This is a genomic window from Phaeodactylibacter sp. (assembly GCF_040219495.1).
Lineage (GTDB): Bacteria > Bacteroidota > Bacteroidia > Chitinophagales > Saprospiraceae > Phaeodactylibacter.
Map to the genome: position 1 here is coordinate 13,258 of NZ_JAVJSK010000044.1, position 14,548 is coordinate 27,805.

At 51.5% G+C, this 14,548-nt stretch carries 13 protein-coding genes and 1 pseudogene; 7 read left to right on the forward strand and 7 right to left on the reverse strand.

The window, feature by feature from the left end:
- Window positions 1–11: 11 nt before the first annotated feature.
- The 3 genes from murB to RIC19_RS06140 are packed head-to-tail and all read right to left on the reverse strand — an operon-like array spanning window position 12 to window position 3,366.
- On the reverse strand, window positions 12–1,022 hold the full coding sequence (murB, locus tag RIC19_RS06130; RefSeq protein ID WP_350177415.1) for a UDP-N-acetylmuramate dehydrogenase: 1,011 nt from the start codon (window positions 1,020–1,022) through the stop codon (window positions 12–14).
- The gene (locus tag RIC19_RS06135) at window positions 1,019–1,564 is read right to left on the reverse strand and encodes a hypothetical protein (protein WP_350177416.1); all 546 of its coding nucleotides are present in this window, start codon (window positions 1,562–1,564) and stop codon (window positions 1,019–1,021) included. Before RIC19_RS06135 ends, murB begins: the two co-directional genes overlap by 4 nt.
- 2 nt (window positions 1,565–1,566) lie before the next feature.
- Window positions 1,567–3,366: an ABC transporter ATP-binding protein gene (locus RIC19_RS06140; protein ID WP_350177417.1), complete on the reverse strand. Its 1,800-nt coding sequence runs from the start codon at window positions 3,364–3,366 to the stop codon at window positions 1,567–1,569.
- A 728-nt stretch (window positions 3,367–4,094) separates the two neighbouring features.
- Between RIC19_RS06140 and RIC19_RS06145 the strand changes: the two genes are divergently transcribed.
- The 3 genes from RIC19_RS06145 (at window position 4,095) to RIC19_RS06155 (ending at window position 6,885) form a co-directional block, all read left to right on the forward strand.
- The gene (locus RIC19_RS06145; RefSeq protein WP_350177418.1) at window positions 4,095–4,946 is read left to right on the forward strand and encodes a DUF6089 family protein; all 852 of its coding nucleotides are present in this window, start codon (window positions 4,095–4,097) and stop codon (window positions 4,944–4,946) included.
- A 369-nt stretch (window positions 4,947–5,315) separates the two neighbouring features.
- Window positions 5,316–6,179: a DUF6089 family protein gene (locus tag RIC19_RS06150; RefSeq protein ID WP_350177419.1), complete on the forward strand. Its 864-nt coding sequence runs from the start codon at window positions 5,316–5,318 to the stop codon at window positions 6,177–6,179.
- A 271-nt stretch (window positions 6,180–6,450) separates the two neighbouring features.
- Window positions 6,451–6,885 (forward strand): arsenate reductase ArsC, encoded by a 435-nt coding sequence (locus RIC19_RS06155; protein WP_350177420.1) that lies wholly within the window; start codon window positions 6,451–6,453, stop codon window positions 6,883–6,885.
- Between the two features lie 87 nt (window positions 6,886–6,972).
- On the opposite strand, the pseudogene RIC19_RS06160 reads toward RIC19_RS06155, so the two are convergent.
- Both RIC19_RS06160 and RIC19_RS06165 read right to left on the reverse strand, forming a co-directional pair.
- A pseudogene (locus RIC19_RS06160) lies at window positions 6,973–7,098 on the reverse strand (adenylate/guanylate cyclase domain-containing protein); the annotation flags it as partial.
- Window positions 7,095–7,370, reverse strand: coding sequence for a hypothetical protein (locus RIC19_RS06165; protein ID WP_350177421.1), 276 nt, complete (start codon window positions 7,368–7,370; stop codon window positions 7,095–7,097). The gene RIC19_RS06165 and the pseudogene RIC19_RS06160, both read right to left, overlap by 4 nt.
- Here RIC19_RS06165 and hemL point away from each other — a divergent pair.
- The 4 genes from hemL (at window position 7,369) to RIC19_RS06185 (ending at window position 11,066) form a co-directional block, all read left to right on the forward strand.
- Window positions 7,369–8,685, forward strand: a complete 1,317-nt coding sequence (hemL, locus tag RIC19_RS06170) for a glutamate-1-semialdehyde 2,1-aminomutase (protein ID WP_350177422.1) — start codon at window positions 7,369–7,371, stop codon at window positions 8,683–8,685. The two genes, RIC19_RS06165 and hemL, sit on opposite strands and share 2 nt — an antisense overlap.
- Window positions 8,685–9,746 (forward strand): sensor histidine kinase, encoded by a 1,062-nt coding sequence (locus RIC19_RS06175; RefSeq protein WP_350177423.1) that lies wholly within the window; start codon window positions 8,685–8,687, stop codon window positions 9,744–9,746. Before hemL ends, RIC19_RS06175 begins: the two co-directional genes overlap by 1 nt.
- A 3-nt stretch (window positions 9,747–9,749) precedes the next feature.
- Entirely contained in the window at window positions 9,750–10,436 is a 687-nt protein-coding gene (locus RIC19_RS06180) for a response regulator transcription factor (RefSeq protein WP_350177424.1), read from the forward strand.
- Between the two features lie 210 nt (window positions 10,437–10,646).
- The gene (locus tag RIC19_RS06185) at window positions 10,647–11,066 is read left to right on the forward strand and encodes a CBS domain-containing protein (protein WP_350177425.1); all 420 of its coding nucleotides are present in this window, start codon (window positions 10,647–10,649) and stop codon (window positions 11,064–11,066) included.
- Window position 11,067: 1 nt separating this feature from the next.
- Here RIC19_RS06185 and RIC19_RS06190 read toward each other — a convergent pair whose 3' ends face one another.
- Window positions 11,068–11,802, reverse strand: a complete 735-nt coding sequence (locus RIC19_RS06190; protein ID WP_350177426.1) for an EI24 domain-containing protein — start codon at window positions 11,800–11,802, stop codon at window positions 11,068–11,070.
- A gap of 73 nt (window positions 11,803–11,875) precedes the next feature.
- Window positions 11,876–14,050: a bifunctional alpha,alpha-trehalose-phosphate synthase (UDP-forming)/trehalose-phosphatase gene (locus RIC19_RS06195; RefSeq protein ID WP_350177427.1), complete on the reverse strand. Its 2,175-nt coding sequence runs from the start codon at window positions 14,048–14,050 to the stop codon at window positions 11,876–11,878.
- Window positions 14,051–14,548 lie beyond the last annotated feature (498 nt).

Sequence of the window (14,548 nt, forward strand, 5' to 3'; positions counted from 1 at the left end):
GTTGGTCTCATTTACAGCACGTTAACTTCGGGTTGCAGGTCGATGCTAAATTGCTGTTTTACATCCGCCATAATTTGCCGGGCCAGAGCCCAGACTGCTTCGCCCTTCGCACCACCGTAATTGACCAGCACGAGGGCCTGTTTAGGGTAAGTCCCCACGGAGCCTACCCGCTTGCCCTTCCAGCCGGCCTGTTCAATCAGCCAGCCGGCGGGGACCTTCACCTGTGCATCGCTCATCGGGTAGCCGGGCACCTGAGGGTATTGCTGCCGAAGGCTTTCAAATTGCACCTTATCAATAACAGGGTTTTTAAAAAAGCTGCCGCTGTTGCCGAGTTCAGCGGGGTCCGGCAATTTGCTCTGCCGGATGTGGATGACCGCCCGGCTGATATCCGCAGGCGCAGGCGCGTGGATACCCCATTCTTCCAGGGTATTCTTGAGGGCTCCGTAGCTGGTATTGCAGGCGTGCTTTTGCCGGGTAAGCTTGAGGTGGATGTGGGTAATGAAAATCTTGCCCTTCAGTGCACGTTTGAACAAGCTGTCCCGGTAGCCAAAAGCTGCCTCTTCCGCAGTGAATTCCAGCCGCTCTCCGGTTTGCAGGTCAATGGCTTCCAGGCGCTCAAAGACCTCCGATAATTCCACACCGTAGGCACCGATGTTTTGTATAGGGGCTGCTCCGGCTGTGCCGGGGATAAGCGACAGGTTTTCCAGGCCTCCGTAGCCTTGCTGCAGTGACCAAAGTACGGTTTCGTGCCAGTTTTCTCCGCCTCCAATGCGCACCACCACGTTGTTGGCTTCTTCCCGGACAATGGATTTACCGGAGATCCGGTTGTGCAGCACCCACTGATCGAGGTCTCGGGTGAGCAATAGGTTGCTGCCGCCTCCCAGTACGAAAAGGGGGCGGTCCGGATGCTGTTTCAGCAGGGCCTGTAAAGCGTCCGGGGTCTCGATTTCAGAAAACCACCGGGCCCGGGCATCAATGCCGAAAGTATTGTAAGACTGTAGTGAATGTTGCGCTCGGATCATTGAACAGCCGCTTTCTTTTTTACCACCTCAAACCCCCATAAGCCAGGTTTGATATCAATCCAAACCGTGTCTCCACGTTCCAGGGATGCAGGGAGGGGGTTGAGGCTTGTGATTTTTCGCACCTTCTGCCGGTAGTAGAATTCGATATCGAAAAGGTTCGGGGCTGGTTTTTCCCCGGGTACAGGGCCGCTGCGGCTGGCGTAGCGAGCGCTCTGGGATACGAATTCTACCGGTACAGGTTTACCTGGAGGGCTGAGCAGCCGGTTGCTCAGGCTGCCCGCCAGCGGCCCAAAAATAGTACAGGAAAGCCCAAAAAAGATATAAATCTGTATTTTTTCCGTCAGCCCGTGCTCCCGGCGGGCAGCGTAATGCCCCAGTGCGAGCCCGGTACAGGCGCCAACCACCATGCTGAAAAAAGCCAGGCGGGGCATCGCTATAGTGCGGTTGAACCAGGATAATTCCAAACCATATACGACGACCAGGCTCAGGAGGGCGAGGCCGGCAGCGGTATAGATCAACCGCTCCTTAAGCGTGTACCCCATGTTTACATTGGTTCGAATTGAAGTTTGGCCAGGGTGTTGTAGGCTCCTTTTTCGCGTTGAGAGAGCTCGGTGTGGGTGCCCTGCTCAATGATTTGCCCATTGTCGATCACAAAGATTTGGTCGACATCCCGAATGGTAGCCAGACGGTGGGCGATGATGATTGAGGTCCGCCCTTCCATGAGCTTCGCCAGGGCATCCTGCACGACTCTTTCCGATTCAGCATCGAGGCTGGAGGTGGCTTCGTCCAGTAAGAGAATGGCGGGGTCTTTTAGAATCGCCCGGGCGATCGCGATGCGCTGCCGCTGTCCTCCGGAAAGTTTTACGCCACGTTCGCCTACCAGCGTGTCGAGCCCTTCCGGGAAGGTCTGAATGAAATCCCATGCATTGGCCTTTTGGGCAGCGGCAATGATTGCTGCTTCGTCCGCTTTGGGGTCACCGTAGAGGATGTTCTCCCGTATAGAGCCACCGAAGAGGATGACTTCCTGCGGGACAATAGCAATATTACGGCGGTAGGCTGTCGTATTGAAAGTGGAAATCGATCGGCCATCTACCAGGATTTCCCCCTCGTCAATTTCATAAAAGCGCAGGAGCAACTGGACAATGGTTGATTTTCCGGCGCCACTCGTGCCTACGAGCGCCACTTTTTGCCCTGGCTCCACCTTGAAGCTCATATCTTTGAGCACTTCAATATCCGGCCGGGTCGGGTACCGGAAGCGGACGTTCTTGTATTCAATATGCCCGTTGACGGGAGCATCGGGGATGTTATCGATGTTCGGGACATCAATTTCCTGTTCGTCCTGCAGGATTTCTCGAATGCGCTCCGTTGCACCGATAGCGCCCAACAGCTCGGTGTAGAAGTTGCCCAGGCCCGCAATGGAAGCGCCGATAATAGCCGTATAAGCTACGAACTCAATGAGGACGCCCACGCTCATATTGCCCCCCTGTACCATCAATGCGCCCTGCCAGATGATGAAAAACAGTGCACCAAATAAGAAAGTGACGATAAAAACGGAGAACAGCGCCCGCCAGCGCGCGTAGCGCAGTGACATCCCCACTACCCGGTATATGCGGGTGCCGTACCGGAGCGACTCGAAGCGCTCGTTGGTGAAAGCCTTGACGGCCTGAATGGCCTGCATGGTTTCATTCAGGATGTTATTGGATTCTGCCAGTTCCTCCTGCCGCTCTTTCGAAAGCTTGCGGATGAAGCGCCCAAAGAACATCGCCCCGATAATGACGACCGGGAACGTAGCCAGCATAATTAAGGAGAGCTGCGGTGCCCGGAAGGCCAGGAAGATAATACCTGCAATCAGGATGATGATTTGCCGCAGGAACTCGGCGAGCGTGATGGAAAAGGCGCTGTACAGCTTTTCCACATCAGCAGTCAGGCGGCTGACTAATTCTCCAACGCGGGCATGTTCAAAAAAAGACATCGGCATGGCGATGAGCTTCTCGTACAACGCCCGGCGCACGTCTGCAATGCCTTTTTCGCTGACGATCGAAAACAGGTAAATCCGGAAATAGGAGACCGCTCCCTGAACAACCAGGATCAGCGCCAGGAACCACCCGATATCCACGAGGGAATAAGGCATTTCCTGATCACCGGAGGCGATGTCGACCATCAGCCCGGAGAGGTAGGGGAATACCATGAAGGTGATAGAGGAAAGAAACAGCAATACGAGCCCGAAGCCGAAAGCGAAACGGTAGGGGCGGATGAATTTGAAGATTTTTGCTGCTGCTGCCAGCTTTTCGCGGGTGAGGCGAACTTTCGGGGCATCATCAGTACTTGACTTACGTCTGGACATCTTTGGACTTGGTTTTAATCATTCCACGATCATTAAGAGCGTGTTGGGACTTTAGTAATGGGCCTGCAAACTACACTTTTTTGCTTATACTTCGTCCGGAAAACCCGTCCCGCAAACTGCGGGACGGGCTATCTAACTCAGGCTGAATTCCGGTTTTCGCGCCCCTGCCTGCCTGGCAAACCCGTTTGGCAGGCAGGTCGTCTAACCAAAAAATGGTTAGTTTTCGACTAAAAGACAAAAGTCCCAACACGCTCTAACAAACCGATCCGGTTTAAGTTAAAATCCCGAATGTAATAATGCATAAATCACGGGTATCGTTGCAGGTTGGGCTGAAGCAGGACCGGGGGGATAGGCTAGCGGTGGGCGAAGAAGTGCGTAAAATATAACAAGCAGACTGATATGGATTTTCTTTATGTATGGGTTTGCTTTTCTTTGTGGCTGTCAGAAAAAAAATTAGCTTTGTAGCCACCCACACAAAATGCTATGACGTGCCGTAAGTTCAAGGCGATAACCTGCCCGGCAACAGCAACCAAGTTTCCATACCCCAGAATAGAATGAAAGTACTGGTCTGAAAACGACTTAAGATGCCTGAAATCGTCTTTTTGACTGTCGCAGTAGTTTTTTGACCAATTCAATATTTTTCAATCAAGTAGCTTGAGTTCCAGACCAAGAGAGCTCCAAGCCTGTACAAAAGGGGGCCCCTTATGTACCCCCCAATCCCATTAACGATGCAAAAACAATTATTGGTACTGATTTTCTGTTTCCTGATTCGAGCAACGCTTACGGCTCAGTTCGTAGATATCGGGTTTACCTTCGGCAGTATGTTTTACAGCGGGGACATCTCTCCCAGTGACCCCCGGGCGATGATACAGGAGATGCGCCCGTCGGGTGGTGTTTTTTGCCGCCTTTCGCCCAGTAATCTTTTTTCCACTCGTTTTTCGGTCAACTTCGGCAGTGTGCAGGGCGATGATTTACGGAACAACCGGGAAGCCAGAGGGCTGGCCTTCCGTACCAATATCACCGAGTTTTCGGTGATTGGGGAGTTGCACGCCTGGCGGATACGGCATACCGAATACAGTTTTACGTTTCCTTATTTGTACGGAGGCGTGGGCCTGTTCCACTTCAACCCCAGGCGGCAAGTAGATGGGGAATGGGTGGAATTGCAGCCCCTGGGCACAGAGGGGCAGGGCATCCCCGGTTATGAACAGCCTTATAACCTGACGCAGTTTCAGGCCCCCTTTGGCGCGGGTATCAAATTCATCACCCGGAAGTTTACGTTCGGCTTCGAATTCGGGCCCCGTTTGCTGCTGACGGACTACCTGGACGATGTGACCGGTACGGAAGTCAACCACCGGGACGTTTTTTTTAATAATGGCCCTTTGGCAGCCCGCTTAAGCCGGCCATCCCTGGGTGGGGAAGAAGGGGTTGACCAAACTTACCGGCGGGGCGTTACCTCCCGCGATTGGTATTACATGATGAACATCACGGTCTCCTACAACTTTGGGGAAGGCCTCAACCGGATGCTTTCGGACCCTGTCCCTTGCCCACGCTGGAGTAAGCGCACAGGACGCAGGCTTTAATTTTCAAAACAAGACATAATTATCGCCGCCCGGGAAGCGTTCCTTCAACAACTAGTATCTATTTAGTAATAGTAACATATCATTAGAGCATGTTAGGATTTTGGTCTTCTAGTCGAAAATCAGCATTTTGATTAGGTAAAGCACGGAAACCGGAGTTTAGCGAAAGTTAAATAGCCTGTCCCGCAGTTTTTGCGGGAAGGATTTCCGAAACGGAGTATAATCAAATCTGCCTGCGTGTCGAACACTTCGGTCTCCGGTGGCCAAAGCCCACAGGCGACGAGACACAGGCAGGAAAGTGTCCCGTTCCAGAGAGCAGGACAGACCGATTACTAAAGCCCTAACATAATCTTAATCCCAATGAACAAAATTATGGCTAACAAGCAATTAGATTTCCACTTTCCCCTTCCTGTATTCACCGGCATTTGCCTGCTACTCCTCACCCTTGGCCCCCTTAAGCTGGAGGCACAAACCCAGTTGGGCGTGATGGGCGGCGTAGCCTTATACAGCGGAGATTTATCGCCTCAGGAGTTTGGCGTTTACTTTGAGGAAGTACGCCCGGCATTTGGTGTATTTACCCGCTTCGAGCTTGGCCGGGCAGGTGCCCTGCGGTTGGGGGTCAGTGGTGGCTCCCTAGAGGGCGACGATGCCCGGCACGGCCGGGAGGACCGGGGGCTGGCTTTCCGTAGCCGGATTACCGAGTTTTCACTGATTGGGGAGTTGAACCTGTTTAAGATAGGTGTGGCCCGCAACCGCGGCCTTGTCCCTTATATTTTTGGTGGAGCGGCCGTTTTTCGCTTCAATCCGGAAGCCCCGTTTGACGGTGATTATATCGAGTTGCAGCCTTTAGGCACAGAAGGGCAGGGGCTGCCCAATTATGAAGATGCCTACCGGCTTACGCAGTTTGCGATACCCATGGGCGTAGGCGTGAAGGTGCTGCTGAGTGATCAGCTGACCCTCGGGCTGGAGTTTGGTGGGCGTATGCTTTTCACCGACTATCTCGATGATGTGAGCAATGTAGAGGTCAACTACTTTGATGTGCTGGAAGGCAATGGGGAACTGGCTGCCCGCCTGAGCCGCCCAACGGTGGAAGACCCCACTGCCGATACGAGTTACCGACGTGGTGGAGAGTACAACGACTGGTACTATATTGGAGGGGTTTCTCTGGCGTTCCGCATTGGCGGCAAAAACCGGGGCGTACAAAGTGGCAGGGGCATCGGTTGCCCAACCTTCTGAGGTTGACGGTTTTCTAGTGTTCATTACGCCTGTTTTACCCTCGAAGTAACTGAAAGTAGTTAATACGGTATTGCATTCCCGGTTTGTGGAATTCCGTTTGCTGTAAACTGCGGAGATGGATCAGATTGAAAGCTATACCCGGGCAACTCCGAATTATTTCCTGAGTGGTAAGTAAAGTCAGACCCGGAGCCTGGTTGAATTCGGTTATTTTGGTTTTCATTGTTCATTTTTAATGTTAACTTTGTGTTAACCTGACATTAAATACACTGCAATGAAAAGGGTATTAGTGCTTTGCACGGGCAACTCCTGCCGCAGCCAAATGGCAGAAGGCTACCTTAGGTTTTACGCTGGGGGCAAGCTGGATATCCAAAGCGCCGGGCTCAATGCTCAACACCTGAACCCTTACACTGTAAGAGTGATGGAGGAGGATAATATTGACATGAGTGAGCATACTGCCAAGTCCATAGCGGATTTTCACAATCAGTACTTTGATTACCTGATCACTGTTTGTGATGAGGCGGCGGAGTCCACACTTCAGGGGGTTAACTATGCTGAAAAAATCCACTTCAGTATCCCCGATCCGGCTAAGGCTTCGGGCTCCGAAGAAGAGATTGAGTTGGTCTTCCTTCAGGTGCGCGAAACCGTTAAGCGCTACATGCTCAAGTTTTTGGGCAAAACGCTTGCTGAAAATGTCGAAGTGGCCTGATCCGTGTACTTTAGGAATAAGCTCTAAGCTTTTGAAACAAGGTGCCTTTTCATTTCGCCCATTCTCTTGTGCGGGGGTGGAGTTGGGTATGGGCAGACCTCCTGCTGCCATGTAGGCATCGCCAATGGTTTTTATTTTTTCAATGCCATATTTCTTACAGATTCGGTCAAAATGTGAAAAGCAAAGGTGGGACCATAAACCCTTGATTTTCATGACGAAACCGCTCCAGACAAACTCTCGGACTGGCCTTTTTCTTTCAGCTCACGGGCCGTTTCTTCGGGCAGAATAGTATTCTCTTCATTAGACTTGATGCTATCTTTGAGAGCTGCCATCTCTTCAAAATTGGTCAAGGTTGCGCGGGTATTTCCCTGGTTTTTGTACACACGATAAAGGCATGCGCAAGCCGCTCTTAGTTTACCAGCAGCTGACAACTGCTGTAGTTCAGATTCGTTACCTTTGGAGCAAGTAGAAAAAAAAATAGACATGGAGATCATTTCCCTGGAAAACAGGACGCGTTCTGCGGCATTGTTTGAAGAAGCCAAGAATTATTTTCCGGGCGGCGTAAATTCGCCGGTACGGGCTTTCAAGTCCGTCTTTGGCCCGCCGTTATTCATCAAAGAAGGGCAGGGCTGCCGGATCACCGATGAGGACGATCATACCTATATCGATTTTTGTTGTTCCTGGGGGCCTCTGATCCTCGGGCACAATAATGCAAAGGTCAGAGACCTGGTCACGGAAACGGTGGCTAAAGGGACTTCATTTGGTACCCCAACCCGCCTGGGCAACGAGCTGGGGAAACTGATTATTGAAAACAACCGGTACATTGACAAAATCCGGTTTGTCAGTTCGGGCACCGAAGCGGTGATGTCGGCTTTGCGCCTGGCCCGGGGCATTACAGGGAAAAGCAAAGTGATCAAATTCGAGGGCTGCTACCACGGTCACGTGGACTCCCTGCTCGTAAAGGCGGGCTCTGGCCTGGCAACCTTTGGCGAGAGCACCTCTGCGGGCATACCCAAAGCCTTTGCAGAAGAGACCCTCGTACTGCCACTCGATGACCGCAAACTGCTGGACGAGACCCTCCAAAAGTACAGCGATGACATCGCCTGTATTATTGTAGAGCCGGTACCTGCTAATAATGGCCTGCTCCTGCAAGACCGCTCCTTCCTGGAGTGCCTGCGCCTGAAGTGCTATAAATATGGTGTGCTGCTTATTTTCGATGAGGTGATTTCCGGTTTCCGGGTCGGCTTCGAAGGGGCGGCGGGCTACTACGGGATTCAGCCCGACATCATCACCTACGGAAAAATTATTGGCGGTGGAATGCCCGTCGGGGCCTACGGGGGCAGCCATGAGGTGATGCGCCATATTTCACCCGAAGGGCCGGTCTATCAGGCTGGCACGCTTTCTGCCAATCCGGTAGCGATGGCCGCGGGGTACGCAGCACTGAAGCAACTGTTGGAGCCCGGCTTCTATGAAGCCTTGGAGGCGAAGACAAAACGGCTGGCTGACCGTCTGCAAGCTTATGCCCTGAAGAAGGACTATCCACTGCACGTACAGCAAATCGCTTCTATCTTTTGGCTGGCTTTCACCCGGGAGCGGGTAGTTCGGGCCGACCAAATTGATGCTGGCAGCATGGAGTATTTCAAAAACCTGCACCGCGAACTGCTCAGGCGTGGGGTGTACCTTGGGCCCAGTGGTTATGAAGTCGGCTTCGTTTCAGCAGCGCATACAGCGCAGGACCTGGACGAGGCGGCAGCAATAATGGAAACCTGCCTGGACCTGGTCTTTAAATCCACCAAATAATGGAAGGCCGCCGAAATGTCAGACTACGCTTACTATCTTATGTGGTGATTGCCTACATGATGATGGCTTTCGCCTGGTGGTCGGTACTGCTTTACACGAAAAACAGTGACGCCTTCGCCGCTAAGCGCGATAAGATGCGCCTGATCATGGTCGCAGAAGGCGCGGTGCAGTCCGAGGATGCTTTTTTGACTTCGGCCCCTTACCTGGAACTCAAAAAGCAGTACACTCGTCAGGAATACATGATCCTTGGGGAAGCCGGAGTGATCATCCTGACCTTGCTGGTGGGGATGTACCTGATCAACCGTGCCTACAATAAGGAAATGGAAGCCGCCCGGCAGCAGCGCAATTTCCTGCTTTCCATCACCCATGAGTTGAAATCGCCTATCGCTTCTATCCGCCTGGTTTTGGAAACCTTTCAGCGCCGGAACCTGCCTGCGGAAAAGACCGAACGCCTGACACGGAGTGCCTTGTTGGAAACCGAGCGCCTCAATGGCCTGGTGAACGACCTGCTTTTGTCGGCCAGGCTGGAAACCGCCTACAAGCCTCATGAGGAGCTGCTGGAGTTGCCGCAAATTCTGGAAGACCTTATTGAAACGCTGGATAGCAAATACCCTGATGCCCGCTTCCATTTTGACAAGCGGTCTGCAATCAGCCCGTTCCGGGGGGACCGTACCGGGATGACTTCGGTGATGCTCAACCTTATGGAGAACGCTGTGAAGTACTCCCCTCAGCCCGCTGATATAGAAGTCAGCCTGGAAGAAACGGCGCAGTCGCTCATCCTGCGGTTCGCGGATTTAGGTAACGGTATCCCGGATAAAGAGAAGCCACAGGTGTTTGGTAAGTTCTATCGGATTGGCAATGAAGATACCCGCAAAACAAAAGGTACAGGTTTGGGTTTATACATTGTGCAGCAAATTGTAGCCGCTCATAATGGGAAGATTTCTGTAGAAGACAATCAGCCAAAGGGCACGGTTTTCAAAATTGAGCTTCCTGCCGAACGACTCGGCAAACACCCGGCACAACGGTCTGCAGAACTGTTAAAACACAAAGCTAATCAATAGTGTATGCGCATATTACTCGTTGAGGACGAAGAAAATATTCAGGATGTCATCAAGCTCAACCTTGAGATGGAAGACTACGAAGTCGTCGCCGCTGATAATGGAAAGGATGCCCTCAAATACGCCCGGGAGCAGCATTTTGATCTCCTGATCCTCGATGTGATGCTCCCCGAAGTAGACGGGTTTCAGATTTGTGAACAGGTCCGCCTGACCAACCGGGAAGTGCCGATCATGTTCCTTACTGCGAAGGATACCGCGCAGGACCGCATTTCCGGATTGAAAAAAGGTGCAGACGACTACCTGACCAAACCGTTCAACCTCGAAGAACTCCTGCTGCGGGTTAACAACCTGATCAAGCGAACGAGCAAAAGCCCCGACAATACGCCCGAAGAGTATGAATTTGGTGACAACTGGGCCAATTTTGCAACTTACGAAGCGAAGGGCAACCCTGGCCACTTCACGCTTACCAAAAAGGAGGCCATGCTGCTGAAATTGCTGGTGGACCGCAGGGGCGAAGTGGTGTCCCGGCAGCAAATTCTGCAGTCGGTTTGGGGCTACGATGTCTACCCGTCTACCCGGACAATCGATAATTTTATTCTTTCTTTCCGCAAGTACTTTGAGGCTGACCCTAAAAATCCGGAGTATTTTCTTTCGGTACGTGGGGTAGGGTATAAGTTTGTGAACGAGCAATAGCGGACGGGGCAGAAAACCTGCCTCTCCTTTGTTGCCTACTGCTACTGTATTTGAGGATCAGCTCATTCATTCCCAGCCTTTTCAATAGCCTGCCTGCTGCTGATTTTTCAGCGGTTTATATGGCGTATGTTGATTTTGTTTGGCATTTGTTTTAAAATACGGAATAAATGCGTAATTTATAGCGTGAGATAACACCAAATGCTTCATGCTATGATGAATGAACCCATTTCCTCGATTATGACCCGCAAGGTGGTGACGGTCCGTCCTCAAGACACCTTAGAAGTGGTCAAAGACATTCTTTTTTTTAAGCACGTACACCACATTCCTGTGGTTGAGGGGCACACCCTCGTGGGCATCATTACTTCCTTTGATTTAGTGCGCCTCGGGCGCCGTCAGGATGAGTACAAGCAGATCAAGGTCTCAGAAGTGATGACGACAAAGGTCGCGACCCTCGGCCCGAACGATAAAATCGGGGCAGCAGCAGAGGTCTTTCTGGAAAATCTCTTTCATGGGCTGCCTATTGTGAATGAAGACAAGGACCTTGTAGGGCTCATCACTACGCATGATATTTTGAAGTACGAGTTCCACAAAGAGTACCCCAACCACAAAATTTACTGGGAGCCGGTGTGATTTAATAGAGCCTTCTGACGGCTTCTTTCGTTGCGGCAATCGTACCCAACGGCAGCGCAAACAAAAAGCCGACAATCGTAAAGAGCAGTAGTAGAAACGCAGTGCCGTTGCCCAGGCAAAGCCCACGGTGTGCACGGGCAAAGGCAATGCTACCTTGTACGTCCCTGTGCCGCTCCAGCGTGAAATCCAGATTGCCAAAGCCGGCATAGTAAGCCTGTACGCCAAAAACAGCCACGGCAATCAAAGGGCTGAGGAAGGGTAGCAAGATGCCCAGCAGAAACAGCAAAAGGGTAAAGAATAATTCTCTTACGATGTTTCGGAGTGCCAGGGTGAGCCCTCGCCTAAGGTCACTTAGCGCTTTTCCTATTGAGAAAGGTACTTGCGGCTGTTGTCCGGTTAGCCGCTTTTCGATTTTTTCAGACAGAAAGCTCATGAAGGGGGAGGAAAGCGCCAGCACCAGGTGCCTGAACAGCACCAAGCCAATGGCGAGCACGAAAACACCGCCGAAAATCTGTACGATGGTTTCCAGAGCCCCTTTGCCCCAGTCGAAGGGATAAAAATCGATAAGCCACTGCGCGATATCATCACTTGCATTCCAGGCACCATAAAAGATGACGGCGCCCAGTACCACGCTAATCAGGCCAGGTGCGAGCACATAGCCCCAGAGGCGATACCGGGAGGTTAGCCTAATGGCATCAAGATAAGAAGTGAAGCCTTGAAAGAAGCCTGTGATCATTGGCCCAAAATAGGACGAGTAATAGTTTCCTCCTTAACTTTATGGACGTAAATGCTACATTCTCCGATGAAGATTACTTGATGAAGCGGCCCAGGAAGCGCCGCGCATCCTCAACCGAGAGGAGGTTGTAACGCGCCACTGATTTATCCAGCCCGACTTTGATGGTGTGGGCAGTATCCGGCAAGGCTTTGAAGGTGTCTTCATCGGTATGATCATCACCCAATGCCATGATGAAATCCCATTTGCCTTCCTCCAGCCAGTTGAGGGTTGCTTTTCCTTTACTGACGCCGGCATTTTTGATTTCCACTACCTTGTTGCCCTCCAGTACTTGCAGGTCATCATTGGCGGTAAGATAGAGGAGGACATCCCGGAATTCCCGTACCCGCTTTTCGCCCAGCTGCGGGTCGATGCGACGGTAGTGCCAGGCAATCGAAAAGTCTTTTTCTTCGATAAAGGAGCCCGGGGTACGCTCTACCATATTTTGCAATACCTGGCGGATTTTTTCTTTCCAGCTGATGGTCAGCCCGGGGTTACTCTGCCATTTGCCATCGCGCTTCATCCAAACGCCGTGCTCGGCAGCCATATCCAGGCCCAGGTGGCCTAACCAGCTTTCGAGAGTAGTACGGTCCCGCCCGCTGTTGACTACCAGCTTGGTGCCCGGGTGGGCCGAAAGCCCTCTGAGCAGGGACAAGACTTCTTCATCCGGGACCACGGCCTGCGGGTCTCTGTGGAAAGGCATCAGGGTGCCATCATAATCCAGGATAATGAGCCGGTTCTCCGCTTCATGGTAATCTTTGACAATGGCTTTTCTCAGATCGCGGTCGATCCGCTTAATGATGTTTTCTTTTTGCGACTCCATTAGCTTTTTTTGTTCATTGATGAAAGTACCTGCCCAGTTGCGCACATCATGCTGCCTGAGGTTTTCCTGCATGCTCTCCAGGCGTTGGCGTTGCTCGGCTTCGTCCATACTCAGTGCCTGAAGCAAGGCATTGGTGATATCCTGCCGGTCTTGCGGGTTTACCGTTATGCTGTCGTTGAGTTCGTTGTGGGCACCGGCCATCTCACTGAGGATCAGTACGCCCTTTTTAGAAGTTTCCTTGCTGGCGACAAACTCTTTGGCAACCAGGTTCATACCATCGCGCAGCGGAGTAATCAGGGCAATATCGGCCACTTTGTACAAAGTGGTCAGGTCGCCAAAGTCGAGACTGCGGTAGAAATACTGTATAGGCACCCAACCGAAATTGCCATATTCTCCATTTACCCGCCCGACCAGGTTATCAATTTTTTGCTTGAGCTCTTTATACTGGGAGACATTGGCCCGGGAAGGCACTACGATCATCACGAGGGTGACTTTCCCTCGGTATTCCGGGTGCTTTTCCAGGAAATTGGCATAAGCCCTGACCCGTTGGGGGATACCCTTAGAGTAATCGAGGCGGTCGATAGAGATGATCAGTTTTTGCTCTTCAGCCAACTGCTTAATCTTTTTAGCTGTATCTGACTCTTCACTGGCAGGCTCCGGATGTGCGTACTTGTCGTAGTCGATCCCCATCGGGAACATGTCTACATTGACCAAACGGTCGACAACGGTGAGCATACCGAAGTGATGCTCGAAGCCACAAATACGGTACACCGCACTCAGAAAGTGGCGCATGTAACCGAACGTATGGAAGCCGATCTGATCAGCCCCGAGAATGCCTTCCAGCAATTCCTTGCGCCATGGCAGAATGCGGAATACCTCGTAGGAGGGGAAGGGGATATGCAGGAAAAAACCAATGGAAACTTCCGGGAAAGCTTCGCGGATCATTGCAGGCAGCAGCATGAGCTGATAATCATGCACCCACACCAAATCGCCCTCTTTAATGAGCGGAATGACCTCATCGGCAAACTGACGGTTGACCTGCTGATAAGCTTCCCAGTAGTGGTCGCGGTAAGAAGTATACTGCGTAAAGTAGTGGAAATGAGGCCAGATGGTCTTATTGCTGAACCCTTCATAGTATAGCTCAATTTGCTCCTGGCTTAGAAATACGGGGTACAAGCCATCCTTCTCAAGGTCGTGGCGCACGGTTTCGCGCTCCCATTCATCCTTGATATCCTGACCGGGCCAGCCAATCCAGATTTTGTCAAAAGAGCTGTCGAGCGAATTCAGGCCCGTCGCGAGCCCGCCTGCGCTGGGGTGGTAGATCAGGTCTCCGGCTTCTTTCTTTATCGTTACAGGCAATCGGTTGGAAATGATAACTAATCGGGACATCCTTTGTGTAGGGTTTTGTAGGTTAGTAGTATACGCAATGGAATTGGAATCTCCAAGAAACTTAATGTGAAAATTACACTAAGGGATCGTGCAATAATAAGTTGCTCGGAATAGCCGAAGTTATTTTGTGCGCAAACAAGGCAAAATCAGGACCGCCGAAGGCAGGCGCGAAGCGACCACGAAGTAGATGCGAAGCAAAACGGAGGCATAGTAGAGCTACGGCGTCCCGCTTTTTGATTCAAAAAGCGGGATTAACGCAGTTAGCGTGTAAAAGAACGAGACTAAATGGGTAGGTTATTGTTACGCAATCCTTTAAGTATGAAAAAGCCTATTAGAGCATGTTTGGAGCGGTTTCGCCATGAAAATCAAGGATTTATGGTTCTGGCAAAGTCACTAAATTTGAGTTTAGCGGGCTAAATGAAAATTTAGTGAGGAAGTCAGAGCTTGCCCCGCATTTCTGCGGGGTTCATAAAGCGTTGATTTGCAATAGTAACGAGC

Bases quoted from the DNA above. Each gene is read 5' to 3' on its own strand.
- murB (WP_350177415.1), bottom strand. From the start codon at position 1,022: ATGATCCGAGCGCAACATTCACTACAGTCTTACAATACTTTCGGCATT.
- RIC19_RS06135 (WP_350177416.1), bottom strand. From the start codon at position 1,564: ATGGGGTACACGCTTAAGGAGCGGTTGATCTATACCGCTGCCGGCCTC.
- RIC19_RS06140 (WP_350177417.1), bottom strand. From the start codon at position 3,366: ATGTCCAGACGTAAGTCAAGTACTGATGATGCCCCGAAAGTTCGCCTC.
- RIC19_RS06145 (WP_350177418.1), top strand. From the start codon at position 4,095: ATGCAAAAACAATTATTGGTACTGATTTTCTGTTTCCTGATTCGAGCA.
- RIC19_RS06150 (WP_350177419.1), top strand. From the start codon at position 5,316: ATGGCTAACAAGCAATTAGATTTCCACTTTCCCCTTCCTGTATTCACC.
- RIC19_RS06155 (WP_350177420.1), top strand. From the start codon at position 6,451: ATGAAAAGGGTATTAGTGCTTTGCACGGGCAACTCCTGCCGCAGCCAA.
- hemL (WP_350177422.1), top strand. From the start codon at position 7,369: ATGGAGATCATTTCCCTGGAAAACAGGACGCGTTCTGCGGCATTGTTT.
- RIC19_RS06165 (WP_350177421.1), bottom strand. From the start codon at position 7,370: ATGTCTATTTTTTTTTCTACTTGCTCCAAAGGTAACGAATCTGAACTA.
- RIC19_RS06175 (WP_350177423.1), top strand. From the start codon at position 8,685: ATGGAAGGCCGCCGAAATGTCAGACTACGCTTACTATCTTATGTGGTG.
- RIC19_RS06180 (WP_350177424.1), top strand. From the start codon at position 9,750: ATGCGCATATTACTCGTTGAGGACGAAGAAAATATTCAGGATGTCATC.
- RIC19_RS06185 (WP_350177425.1), top strand. From the start codon at position 10,647: ATGATGAATGAACCCATTTCCTCGATTATGACCCGCAAGGTGGTGACG.
- RIC19_RS06190 (WP_350177426.1), bottom strand. From the start codon at position 11,802: ATGATCACAGGCTTCTTTCAAGGCTTCACTTCTTATCTTGATGCCATT.
- RIC19_RS06195 (WP_350177427.1), bottom strand. From the start codon at position 14,050: ATGTCCCGATTAGTTATCATTTCCAACCGATTGCCTGTAACGATAAAG.